Here is an 11,940-nt window from a genome sequence, read left to right as displayed (position 1 = left end):
GCGCTAATTAGCGCGTTTTTTGTGTTTAAATTATAATTTAATCTGTTTTTTCGTGCTCGTGCGCTGCTTTTTCTTCGGCGAGATCGTCTTTCAATTTACGAATTTTTAAGCCAAGTTCTTGCCCACGATGCCTAGCATAGTAGGTACAGCCAATAAACATAGCAGAGGCAAATAGTAGCTCTAACAATACCCATACCAGCTCATCTTGCGCTACCCAAAGCAATGTAAGGCCATGAATAAAGTAAAGCATAACAATAAAGTTTGCCCATGCATACGTATACGCTTTGTCTTGAATTATGCCTTTAAGAGGAAATAATAATGGCAGTATGTACACGGCAAAAATAAAGCCATTGCTGTGGCCTTCTCTCGGTGAAAATACAAACATCCATAACGGCATTAAAATTAATAAACCGACATAACCAAAAATCGCGGTACGTTGAAATTTAATAGTAATTGGCTTTTTAGCTGGAATTTCAGCTGTTTTCATTGAAGTTTTCTCGCAATTTGAGTGAGGCGTTTGCCAACACTTTGGCATATTTTAATTTCGTCTTTACTTAATTCAGTACTATTACTACTACCAGCAACATGTGTTGCACCATAGGGCGTGCCACCGGTTTGTGTTGCCAGCAATTCGGGTACATCGTAAGGTACACCGAGTAACATCATGCCATGGTGCAGTAACGGTAGCGATAAGTTCAGTAATGTGGCTTCGTTGCCGCCATGCATACTGCTTGACGACGAAAAAACACAGGCTGGCTTGTCAATTAATTGCCCTTTTAACCATAATTCGCTGGTGGTTTCCCAAAACATTTTTGCTTGAGAGGCCATCATACCAAAGCGAGTAGGTGTGCCAAAGGCAAGGCCATCACAGTTTATTAAATCGTCTTTAGTGATAATAATGTCGTGTGGGTTTTTAGCAACAAAAGTGCGCAGCAAAGCGCTGGCCCCTTGTTGCTCTATAGACTCGGCAATTTCATGAGCCATAGCTTCAACTGAGCCATGGCTTGAATGGTAAAGTACCACTATGGTCGTGCTCATTATAAAACGCTTAATACGTTTTCTGGAGGGCGACCAACAGCAGCTTTATCATTGTTAACCACAATAGGGCGCTCAATTAGTTTTGGATTTTGTACCATAGCATTAATAAGTGCAGCTTCACTGGTTTCATCTTTTAAGTTTAGCGTTTTGTAAATGTCTTCTTTGGTGCGCATTAACTCGCGTGCAGATGTAAAACCCAGCTGCTTAACTAATGTAGTTAGCTGCTCGCTACTTAAAGGCGTATTTAAGTATTCAACTATACTTGGCTCAATAGCTTTGCTTTGTAATAAAGCTAGGGTCTCGCGCGATTTAGAGCAGCGCGGATTATGATAAATAGTTACAGACATAAAATGCTTCCAATAAATGAGTTGCGGCCATTTTAGGCCAAGCGCTTGTAGACTTAAAGCCTAGCAAGCTCTTTTTGTAAAAGTCGGTATTGTGTAAGTAGCGCTTTTAACCTTTGTTGTTTAACTAGCTCGTTTGGCTCAATAAAGTTGAGTGCTTTTTGTATTTCGTCGGCAGCTTTTAAATAAGCGCCGTATTGCGATAATACATCGGCATTGGCTTCGTGATAGGCGGCGAGTTTTTCTTGCTTTTTATAGGCGTCGGTTAATAGTTGCTTACCTAAGCTGTGATCTGGTTTTTCTAGTAAAAAGCTTTTTAAGATGTTTTCGGCAAGCTCGTATTGCTTTGCTTCTAGGGCTGCGTTGGCATAGTTTAGCGTAATTACCTGATTGTTAGGGCGGTAATTGTTTAATTCTGCTAAATAGGTAACGGCTTCAGCGGCCTTTTTTTGCGCTATTAATAAATCGGTATAGGTATCTATATAAAATAAGTTTTTAGGATCGCTTTTTAGTAGTTCATCTAAAATAGGCTGCGCTTCATCAAGCTTTTTTTGATCCAGCAAACTAATGCCTAAGCCATATTTTAGGGCGGCATTATTGTAGCTATTTTCGCGAATTAATTTTCTAAACAGCGATTCTGCTGCTTCTGGTTTATTGTCGTATCTTGCCAGCACGCGACTCTTTGCTAAGTTAAACTCAAGGCTCGGGTTTACTTGGCGTTTAGGGTATTGCTGCGCACGCAATCTTACATCAGACACACGGCTCTCAGGAAGCGGGTGAGTAAGTAAAAACGCAGGTGGCTTATATTTATAACGAATTTGCGCAGCGAGTTTAGTTAAAAATTCACTTGATGCACGCGGATCAAAGCCTGCATTATTAAGCGTTTGCATACCAATACGGTCGGCTTCTTGCTCTGCTGAGCGGCTATGCGTTAGTTGGCTAAATGCCGATTGTGTTTGGCTTGCTGAAATAATAGCAATACCAGCATCGGGCACGACGACAGCGGCTAAAATACCGGCAATCATTCCGGCTATAGTCATTGCGCTGTTGTCTTGTTGCTGCTGTAGGCGCCGTGCTAAATGGCGCTGGGTAACGTGGGCAATTTCATGGCCAAGTACCGATGCAAATTGACTTTCATCATCAGCTTGCGCAATTAATCCTGTGTGTACGCCAACATGGCCGCCATAAAATGCAAAGGCGTTTATTTCAGAGTTATTTAACCAAAAAAATGAAAACGGAAACCGCACATCATTGGCGCTAGCCACAAGTTTACGGCCCACTGTGGTTAAGTACTCATCAAGCACAGGGTCGTTAATTATTGGCGACGAGCCTCTAATTTGCATCATCATTACTTCGCCAATCGCTTGTTCTTTTTCGAGCGGCAGCACTTGTAAGGCTGAGGTACCTAAATCTGGCAATTTAAAGTTTGTTTGCGCCTTTAAAGGCTCACTTACTAATAGGCTAAATGTAAGCGCGGCACTACATAAAGTGATAAAGGCTGATTTTAGCTGCATTTTATTCCCTGTTAATTGGTTCACCAAGAGCAATTTTGGCAATGTTTATTTCGTCACTGCATGCACGGCTGTCTTTTTCACATAATTGATAAAGCGCTTTTATTGTGACCCCATCTAGCTTTACTACGTTCAATTGTATTTGTAAAAAAGTAATAATTTTATGCACTACCTTGTGTGCGTGTAAAATAATAGCTTTATCGGCTTTGTCTCCACGTTCAAAATAAAAGCCAATAAATGTATGTAATTGATTTATTCTAATTAAGCACTTCATGGAAAGTGGATCCCATACTTTAAATTCCATAAAACGATTATTTTTAACGTATTGATCAATAATAACATCTTTAGCATACGGTTGAGCCCAAAGCTCAAAACCACGCTCGGTAAATACTTGATGCAGTGCAATGCGTGGCTTTTTATTACATTGAATTTCGCCTAGCTCGGTTTCGTAGCCGTCAAGTAGATCAAGGTTCCAATTACGTTTGTCTAAAAGGCTTTTTACTGCATTATCAAACCCATGTTCTAAAATACCTTCAGCTTCGCTGACCGATGAGGCAACAAGGTGATAAAAAGGTGGTAATTCGCCCCAATTTATTTGTTTTTTATACCAATTAATCTCTTTGAGTGTTGGATTACTGGGTAATTGCGCTTTATTATGCGTGCCAGGCATTAACCTATCCTTACTGCTAATTATGCCCTAAGGATAAACTATTGCCGAGGTTGTTTTAAGGAAAAGTTATGCATGTTCACACTTAATACATTTTTAGGTGGTGACTATGGGACTTATTATTGATGTGAACTCAAGGTGAAACGAGTATGCTAGAGCAAAATTTATCAGCTTATAAATGCCCACAGCAGTTTATTCAATTTAAACTTGGGCTGCGTAAAGCCGTGTCGTTACAACAAAGTATTACTTTTAGTTTTAATAATGCAGAAAATATAAACGACATTGAACGATTTTTACAAAAGCATGCATATTGTTATACCTTAAATAAGCGCCAAGGAATGTTATTAGTGGAGCCATTACGTGTTTGAATATATAAAAGCGTGGTACGAAAAAAAGTTTTCTGATCCTCATTCAGTTACTTTATTATTTTTATTATTGGCGTTAGTAGCCTTATTATATTTTATTGGATCTTTGATAGTGCCGGTATTAGTGGCACTTATTATTGCCTATTTACTCGATTGGCCGGTACTGCACTTAGAGCGTTTTGGGTTAAGGCGTTTTACCGCTGCAGTAATTGTTATGCTTATATTTACAGGTATTATGCTGACACTTATTTTAGTTATTGGCCCTGTGCTGTGGCAGCAAACCAGTAATTTATTTCAAGAAACACCGCATATGGTAGAGCAAGGAAAATCGTTTTTATTGGCCTTGCCTGCGCAGTACCCTAGTTTAATTACTGCAGAACAAGTACAAACAATTGTATTAACAGTAGAGACTAAAGTAATTGAATTTGGTCAAGTAGTGCTGTCGGTGTCGCTCACGTCTTTAAAAGATGCGGTTGCGTGGTTAATTTACTTAATTTTAGTGCCCTTGTTAGTGTTTTTTATGCTTAAAGACAAACTAGAGCTTAGCCACAGTATTGCTAAACTTATTCCGCAACAACGACGCTTAATAATGCAGGTGTGGAATGAAATGAATCAGCAAATAATGAACTACATTCGCGGTAAAGTGTTTGAAATACTGATTGTTGGCTCGGTGTCGTTTATTGCCTTTACGGTACTTGATTTACGCTATGCTGCGTTATTGGGAGTATTAGTGGGCTTTTCGGTGTTGATCCCTTTTGTGGGTGCGGCATTGGTAACCATTCCGGTGGCGGCAGTGGCGTTGTTTCAGTTTGGAATTGAAACCCAATTTTGGACCATTTTAATTATTTACGGTATTATTCAAGCGCTTGATGGCAATGTACTAGTGCCTTTATTGTTCTCTGAAGCGGTTGATTTAAATCCGGTATTTATTATTGTAGCGGTATTGTTTTTTGGTGGCTTGTGGGGTTTTTGGGGCGTATTTTTTGCCATTCCACTGGCGTCATTAGTCAAAGCGCTGATCAATGCGTGGTCATCTACTCAAGAAGAAATCATTAAAGAGCTGAGCTAAAAGTTAACACCGCTTTAAGTATAAAAAAGCATAGAAAACGCATCTTTAAAACTAATTGATTATTATCTATTGCAGCCAAAACTATGTAATATTGGTATAAGATATATTTATTAGTAATAAGGTGCGTTTTTTAATGTCTGAGTATTTATTACCCGATGAGCCAGTAAAACAAGTTTACCTTGATGCAAATGCAACGACCCCTGTGTTGCCATGCATAGTTGATGTGGTGTGCCATGCAATGCAAACCTGTTTTGGTAATCCTTCTAGCCCACACATAACGGGTATTCAAGCTAAGCACTTATTGGAGCAAACTCGACAAAAAGCACGCGCGGTAATTGGCGCTAATAATGGTGATATTTTATTTACCTCTGGGGCAACCGAAGGTATTCAAACGGCTGTAGTGTCTACGCTGATAAATGCTAAAACCCATAATAAAAAAAATCCGGTGTTACTTTATGGCGCTACAGAGCACAAAGCAGTACCAAATACCCTAAAACATTGGAATCAAGTGCTAGAGATTAACGCTCAAGTACTTGCTATTCCGGTTGATAGTAACGGTATTTTAGACTTAGATTTTATTGCTCAGCATATTGATGATGCGCTGATGATTTGCACTATGGCGGTTAATAATGAAACCGGTGTATACCAAGATCTAGCGGCAATAGAGCAGGTTATTCGTAATCGCAATAGCAGCGTGTCTTGGATGGTCGATTGCGTTCAAGCATTAGGTAAGCAGCAGCTTATGTTGAGCGAAACAACAATAGATTACGCACCGTTTTCGGGCCATAAACTCTACGCTCCCAAAGGCATTGGCTTATTATATATTCGTCAAGGCAGTGCTTATACGGCATTTATAGCCGGTGGCGGGCAAGAAAGTGGTATGCGCTCAGGTACTGAAAATCTCCCTGGTATTGCAGGACTTAATAAGTTATTTAGTTTGTTATTAGATAAAACCGATGACACGTTTAAATCAAGTGCTGTGCTTGCGCAATATCGCAGCCAATTACACAATGCAATAAGCGATACATTTGGTGCCATTACCTTTAACCATGATTTTGCATACTCAGTGCCCACCACGCTTAATTTTGCGGTTAACGACTTAACCAGTAAAGAAGTTATTGATTTATTTGATGCTGCCGGCATACGCGTGAGCGGCGGCTCTGCGTGTAGTACTGGTGCTTCACAAAGTTTTGTACTAGATGCAATGGGTGCAAGCCAGTGGCAAAGTGAAAACGCCATACGTTTATCGTTTGGACCTGCCGCCACGCAACAAGATATTGACCATGCCTGTGAGCGAATTCGCGCCCTTAAACAAGTATTACAAGCAAATTGCCTGGTAGTATCTGACAGCGCTACACCTACGCAGGAATTATGTGCACTAGGCTTAACCCAATTTAGGCACCAAGGCGCGTGCAGCTGGTTATATGTTAATAGCAACAACCAAGCGGTGATCATCGACCCTATTATAGAGTTAATACCGCGCTTTGAAAAAATAGCCAATACGCAAAATTTAACCATAACCGCTATTTTAGACACCCATGCTCACCAAGAGCGTAATAGTGCAATTACCCTATTACGCAGTGTGTTAGCAGCACGTTTAGTAGCAGGAGAGGTTGATCAATTGGGTTGGCCAGTTAACCAAACGGTGATTAATTTAAATGGGCAACGCCTAGAAAAACTTGCCACACCTGGGCATAGCCAAGACAGTGTGAGTTACTTATTAAAAGAAGCCTCGGGTGAGGTTCGCTATTGTTTTTGTGGTGATCTCATTTTACCAGCGGGGCTGGGTAATACTCATTTGCTTGGTGGTAGTGCAGAGCAAATGGCTGACTCGTTAATATTATTAGCGCAGCAGTTAACCCCAGAGGCGGTTATTTGCTCAGGACACGATTACCAACAGTGTTTTGCTATGAACTGGGCGGTGCAACAACAGCAAACTCCTTTATTGAGCGCATTATTATCTAAGCAAATAACGAAAGATGAATTTGCTGCTAAAAAGCAGCAGCACGATGAGCAAAAACAAACAGATAATAACAACCAACTTTGTGGTTATGTAAATGCGCAACCAGATACAAATACACAGCAATTGAGTTATTCACAGGCAAAAGAAATGCTCAGCCACGGCAATGTATATTTAATTGATACGCGCGAACCCTATGAGCATGGCGCTAATAATATTTCATCACTGTTAAATGTTGCTACAGCTAAAACCTTAAATATTCCGCTTAGCCGTATGGCAAACGCAATAGTAGAGCAGCAGCTAGATAAAAATAATCAATATATTTTAGTGTGCCGCAGTGGTAACCGCTCAAAGTTGGCAGCAGCTAATTTAATTGAGCTAGGTTATACCTCGGTTTATAATTTAAATGGCGGTTTGGCACTGGGAAGTTAAAATTAGTTAGCAAATAAATATAATTAAGGCCGGCATTTGTCGGCCTTTTTATTTATTTGCCAAATTAAGCTAACTGAGTCGCCTCTGAATGGGTTGTTAAATTAATATATTAATTTTATGATACCGGTGTCAAAAGCAAAAAATTACGTTATCATTCACAGCATAAAATATAAAAACAGCTCATTTTTAACTTTGCTATATATGTTAATTAACTAAGTTTTATATAATAAATACATTTAAATCAATAGATTAATATTTTAGGGGATGTTTACATGACTAACCGTTCGCAATTAGCAAGTTGGCAAGCGCTTGAAAAAAGTGCAACCAAGATGAAACAAAGCCATCTTAGGGATTTATTTGCTAAAGATGACGCGCGTTTTTCTCAATTTTCTACGCAAATCCCTGGATTATTATTTGATTACTCAAAACAACGTATTGATAAAGATGTTTTTACGCAGTTAATTGCATTAGCTAAAGAGTGTGACATTAGCGCTTGGCGTGAAAAAATGTTTAACGGTGAAAAAATTAATATCACCGAAAACCGAGCAGTGTTACACACAGCATTACGTAACCGCGCTCATACGCCACTTATTGTTGATGGTGAAAATGTAACTGAGTTGGTTGATAACGAACTTGCTAAAATTAAACTGTTTGTTGAAAAAGTACGCAGTGGTAAGTGGTTAGGCTACAGTGGTAAGCCAGTAAAAGATGTAGTAAGTATAGGTGTAGGTGGTTCAAACCTTGGCCCGCAAATGGCAACCGAAGCATTAAAAGCATTAAGTGACGATACCTTAAATGTACATTATGTGTCGAATGCTGACGGGGTACAAATTGCCTCGGTATTAAAAAATATTGATGCTGAAACAACCTTGTTTGTTATTGCATCAAAAACGTTTACTACGTCAGAGACAATGACCAACGCTAAAACAGCGGTTGATTGGTTTTTACAAACAGCTAAAGATAACGCCGCTATTGCTAAGCATTTTGTTGCGGTGAGCACTAATTTAGAAAAAACAGCCGAGTTTGGCATTAGTAACGACAACGTATTTACGATGTGGGATTGGGTTGGTGGTCGCTTTTCATTATGGAGCGCTATTGGTTTACCGATTGCATTATATGCAGGATATGACGCTTTTGAAGCAATTTTAGAGGGTGCGTACGAAGTTGATGAGCACTTTAAAAACGCACCACTAGAGCAAAATATTCCGCTTATTATGGCATTATTAAGTGTGTGGAATACCAGCTTTTTAGGTTATACCTCGCAAGCTATTTTACCTTATGACCAAGCGCTGCACATGTTGCCTGCGTACTTACAACAAGGCGAAATGGAAAGTAACGGCAAGCATGTTAACTTTGCGGGTGAAACTGTGCCTTATACAACAGTGCCAATTATTTGGGGTATGACTGGGATTAACGGGCAACACGCATTTTACCAATGTTTGCATCAAGGTAATGTTATTGTACCGGCTGATTTTATTGCCTCAATTAAGCCGCAAGTAAACGTTGATAAACATCACGATATTTTATTATCGAACTTTTTTGCGCAAACAGAAGCACTAATGAATGGCGTAGATGAGCAAGAGATCACCGCAGATTTAACCGCTAAGGGTAAATCTCAGGCACAAATAGATGAGTTACTAAAGCACAAAATTCATCAAGGCAACCGCCCAACTACCTCTATGTTACTAGATAGCGTAGACGCTAAAACGGTAGGGCGCTTAATTGCGTTGTATGAGCATAAGATTTTTTGCCAAGGCATTATTTTAGAAATTTGCTCATTTGATCAATGGGGTGTTGAGCTAGGTAAAGGATTAGCATCAAAAATAGAAGCCGAGTTAGTTGATGAGCGCGTTAAATATGCTCATGATAGTTCAACTAATGGCTTAATGGCGTATTATAAGCAATATCGTACGCAGTAAAAAATTAGCTTAGTAACATAAGCAACCAAATACCTTTGAACGGGTAGCGCTGGTGTACTTAGGGACTGTATTTTTGTGAGAGGAATTACAGTTCCCTAAGGCCCATTTTTAAGCGCAGATGATAAAATTAAAAATAAATAGCCAGCAGTGCGGTTAAATAAAAAACATCATCATCACAGCATAACAAAGCAGGTTTTTGTGCAAACATATTTATAAAAACCGACATCATTCAAGCAATAAACCGCTATATCTGATTACCTAACGGGTAGTGCCAGGTAGCACAAACGTAGAGAGTAACTATGCTTAATCCTTTTGATATTATAATTTTTGGGGGCGGTGGTGACCTTGCGTTACGCAAATTACTACCTGCAATGTATCGAGCATATCAAGAAGGTAATTTACCTGAAGGCTCACGTATTTTGCCAACGGTACGCGAAGAAACCCAACGTGCTGAGTACATAGAAACAGCACACAAAGCCTTAAAAGAGTTTTTAGCAAAGGATGAGTTTAATGCTAAAGATTGGAAAGCCTTTGCTACTTTTTTAGTACCTGTTGTTAGCAATGTAACAGCCCCTGACGATAACTGGGATGTGCTAAAAGGTATTTTAGATGAGCACGACAGCACTAAATCTCGCGTATTTTATTTATCACTACCACCTGCTGTGTACGGCACTTGCTGTGAAATATTATCTGTTAAAAACTTAATAACGCCTACTTCACGTGTAGTGGTTGAAAAGCCTATTGGTTATTGTGGTGAATCTGCTGAGGCTATCAATGGAAAAATCGCAGAGTATTTTAGCGAAGAGCAAATTTTCCGAATTGATCATTACTTAGGTAAAGAAACTGTTCAAAACTTAATGGCACTACGTTTTTCAAACTCGTTGTTTGAAAACATGTGGGATGCTAAATCAATCGATAATATTCAAATTAGCATTTCAGAAACTGTGGGCCTTGAAACCCGTGCAGGCTTTTACGACAAAGCCGGTGCGCTGCGTGATATGGTTCAAAACCACTTGTTACAACTGTTATGTTTAGTAGCAATGGAATCACCCCATAAACTTAATGCCAATAGTATTCGCAACGAAAAGCTCAAAGTATTAGAAGCGCTGCGTCCACTTATTGGCAGCGACGTAGATAAAAATATTATTCGTGGCCAATATGTACCAGGTGATCTAAACGGTAAAATTGTACCAGGTTACTTAGAAGAGCTTAATGAAGGTTCAAGTAAAACCGAAACCTTTGTAGGTATTCGAGCGCATATTGATAACTGGCGTTGGGCAGGTGTGCCATTTTATTTGCGCACTGGTAAACGCATGGCTAAACGCTGTGCTGAAATTGTAGTGCAATATAAAAAAGTATCACACAATGTATACGAAGACAGCGTAGGCGAAATAGAGCCAAACCGCTTGGTGATTCGCCTACAACCAGAGGAAACTATTCAGCTAACATTGATGTCTAAACGCTTAGATAACCTTGAAATGCAGCTTGAGCCAGTAACGATGAATATTGAGCTTTCACAAGCCTATAGCAATGGTTTTCACTCAGATGCCTACAAGCGCTTAATGCTAGATGCAGCCGCTAATAATCCTTCGTTATTTATCCATCGTGATGAAGTACGCCAAGCATGGAAGTGGATTGATCCAATCATCGACCGCTGGCAAGAAAAAGGCAAACCGGCGCTTTATCGTGCAGGTAGCTGGGGCCCAGAAGATGCAGACGAATTATTAGCAGAGAACAACCATGTATGGTTTAACACCGGTGATAAGGGAGCATAATGGCAACAATAATTGAAAAATTTTTTGATAGTAAAGAGGCGCTTACAGCGGAGCTGTCAGCAACACTTGAACAATCATTACGTGATGGTATAAGCAATGATGGCCGTGCAGTATTAATGGTATCGGGTGGTTCATCCCCTGCTGCGGCGTATAAGCATTTATCAACCCTTGATTTAAATTGGCAACATGTTGATGTTGCTATGGTTGACGAGCGTTGGGTAGATGCGAGCCACGAAAAAAGTAACGAAGCATTTATTAACAGCACGTTATTACAAAACTATGGTGCTGCGGCTAACTTTGTCACGATGAAAAATAGCGCCGAGACAGCGCAGCAAGGCACTGCAGTGTGTGAAGCTGCTTATGCTGCGTTAAAACGCCCGTATGATGTGACTATTTTAGGTATGGGCCCAGATGGCCATACTGCGTCATTATTCCCACATGCAGAGGGTTTAGAAATAGGCCTAAACTCGGATCAACTGGTGTGTGCAATTAATGCCATTGAAAGTGATGTAACTGGCAGTATAACTGAGCGTATGACACTTACATTAAACGCGATAGCGCAATCTAAAGTGGTTAAGCTACTTATTAGCGGTGATGAAAAACTCGCTGTGTATAAGCAAGCCAAAGCGGGCGGAGATGTAAACGACATGCCACTGCGCGCAGTGCTAAATCACCCAAGTATTAATATTGAGGTTTATTGGGCGCCGTAACTTGCTCTAATAAATTCAATCATAAAAAGCTGGTTTTAAATGCCTAATGCCAGTCAGTTAACACTGACTGGCTTTTTTTTATAGGGATATTTAGATGGTTTCTTTTTCACACATCGTGGAAAGCTGCGCTCATGACGCCTTGTTGGTAAC

11 protein-coding genes are annotated in these 11,940 nt (G+C 39.9%); 6 read left to right on the top strand and 5 right to left on the bottom strand.

Going from position 1 to position 11,940, the window contains the following annotated elements:
* Positions 1 to 37: 37 nt before the first annotated feature.
* From J5X91_RS11755 to J5X91_RS11735, 5 genes are read right to left on the bottom strand one after another with little or no spacing between them, the layout of a single operon-like run.
* Positions 38 to 487, bottom strand: coding sequence for a DUF2069 domain-containing protein (locus J5X91_RS11755; protein ID WP_208834911.1), 450 nt, complete (start codon positions 485 to 487; stop codon positions 38 to 40).
* Entirely contained in the window at positions 484 to 1,038 is a 555-nt protein-coding gene (wrbA, locus tag J5X91_RS11750; protein ID WP_011327818.1) for an NAD(P)H:quinone oxidoreductase, read from the bottom strand. The genes J5X91_RS11755 and wrbA overlap by 4 nt, the downstream gene beginning before the upstream one ends.
* Complete coding sequence (arsC, locus tag J5X91_RS11745) at positions 1,038 to 1,385, bottom strand: arsenate reductase (glutaredoxin) (RefSeq protein ID WP_011327819.1); 348 nt, start codon at positions 1,383 to 1,385, stop codon at positions 1,038 to 1,040. The genes wrbA and arsC overlap by 1 nt, the downstream gene beginning before the upstream one ends.
* Before the next feature lie 53 nt (positions 1,386 to 1,438).
* Entirely contained in the window at positions 1,439 to 2,896 is a 1,458-nt protein-coding gene (locus tag J5X91_RS11740) for a M48 family metalloprotease (protein WP_011327820.1), read from the bottom strand.
* A gap of 1 nt (position 2,897) precedes the next feature.
* Positions 2,898 to 3,563, bottom strand: a complete 666-nt coding sequence (locus tag J5X91_RS11735; RefSeq protein WP_011327821.1) for a hypothetical protein — start codon at positions 3,561 to 3,563, stop codon at positions 2,898 to 2,900.
* Positions 3,564 to 3,709: 146 nt separating this feature from the next.
* Between J5X91_RS11735 and J5X91_RS11730 the strand changes: the two genes are divergently transcribed.
* From J5X91_RS11730 to pgl, 6 genes are all read left to right on the top strand, one after another.
* Positions 3,710 to 3,928: a hypothetical protein gene (locus J5X91_RS11730; protein WP_011327822.1), complete on the top strand. Its 219-nt coding sequence runs from the start codon at positions 3,710 to 3,712 to the stop codon at positions 3,926 to 3,928.
* Complete coding sequence (locus J5X91_RS11725) at positions 3,921 to 4,994, top strand: AI-2E family transporter (RefSeq protein WP_208834910.1); 1,074 nt, start codon at positions 3,921 to 3,923, stop codon at positions 4,992 to 4,994. The genes J5X91_RS11730 and J5X91_RS11725 overlap by 8 nt, the downstream gene beginning before the upstream one ends.
* A gap of 133 nt (positions 4,995 to 5,127) precedes the next feature.
* Positions 5,128 to 7,386, top strand: a complete 2,259-nt coding sequence (locus J5X91_RS11720; RefSeq protein ID WP_197182860.1) for an aminotransferase class V-fold PLP-dependent enzyme — start codon at positions 5,128 to 5,130, stop codon at positions 7,384 to 7,386.
* Positions 7,387 to 7,658: 272 nt separating this feature from the next.
* Positions 7,659 to 9,305 carry a glucose-6-phosphate isomerase gene (pgi, locus tag J5X91_RS11715; protein WP_208834909.1) on the top strand — a complete coding sequence of 549 codons (1,647 nt, stop codon included), beginning with the start codon at positions 7,659 to 7,661 and terminating at the stop codon, positions 9,303 to 9,305.
* A gap of 299 nt (positions 9,306 to 9,604) precedes the next feature.
* Positions 9,605 to 11,080, top strand: coding sequence for a glucose-6-phosphate dehydrogenase (gene zwf / locus J5X91_RS11710; protein ID WP_011327826.1), 1,476 nt, complete (start codon positions 9,605 to 9,607; stop codon positions 11,078 to 11,080).
* Positions 11,080 to 11,790 (top strand): 6-phosphogluconolactonase, encoded by a 711-nt coding sequence (pgl, locus tag J5X91_RS11705; RefSeq protein WP_182676874.1) that lies wholly within the window; start codon positions 11,080 to 11,082, stop codon positions 11,788 to 11,790. The genes zwf and pgl overlap by 1 nt, the downstream gene beginning before the upstream one ends.
* Positions 11,791 to 11,940 lie beyond the last annotated feature (150 nt).

Source organism: Pseudoalteromonas sp. K222D (assembly GCF_017653575.1).
Taxonomy (GTDB): Bacteria; Pseudomonadota; Gammaproteobacteria; order Enterobacterales; family Alteromonadaceae; genus Pseudoalteromonas; species Pseudoalteromonas nigrifaciens.
Note: the sequence above shows the minus strand (reverse complement) of the source record. Positions and strands in the feature narration are given on the sequence as shown.

What these genes read in the sequence shown, in the direction of transcription:
- pgi (WP_208834909.1), top strand. Translation starts at nt 7,659, where the DNA reads ATGACTAACCGTTCGCAATTAGCAAGTTGGCAAGCGCTTGAAAAAAGT.
- arsC (WP_011327819.1), bottom strand. Translation starts at nt 1,385, where the DNA reads ATGTCTGTAACTATTTATCATAATCCGCGCTGCTCTAAATCGCGCGAG.
- J5X91_RS11740 (WP_011327820.1), bottom strand. Translation starts at nt 2,896, where the DNA reads ATGCAGCTAAAATCAGCCTTTATCACTTTATGTAGTGCCGCGCTTACA.
- pgl (WP_182676874.1), top strand. Translation starts at nt 11,080, where the DNA reads ATGGCAACAATAATTGAAAAATTTTTTGATAGTAAAGAGGCGCTTACA.
- J5X91_RS11735 (WP_011327821.1), bottom strand. Translation starts at nt 3,563, where the DNA reads ATGCCTGGCACGCATAATAAAGCGCAATTACCCAGTAATCCAACACTC.
- J5X91_RS11730 (WP_011327822.1), top strand. Translation starts at nt 3,710, where the DNA reads ATGCTAGAGCAAAATTTATCAGCTTATAAATGCCCACAGCAGTTTATT.
- zwf (WP_011327826.1), top strand. Translation starts at nt 9,605, where the DNA reads ATGCTTAATCCTTTTGATATTATAATTTTTGGGGGCGGTGGTGACCTT.
- J5X91_RS11755 (WP_208834911.1), bottom strand. Translation starts at nt 487, where the DNA reads ATGAAAACAGCTGAAATTCCAGCTAAAAAGCCAATTACTATTAAATTT.
- J5X91_RS11720 (WP_197182860.1), top strand. Translation starts at nt 5,128, where the DNA reads ATGTCTGAGTATTTATTACCCGATGAGCCAGTAAAACAAGTTTACCTT.
- wrbA (WP_011327818.1), bottom strand. Translation starts at nt 1,038, where the DNA reads ATGAGCACGACCATAGTGGTACTTTACCATTCAAGCCATGGCTCAGTT.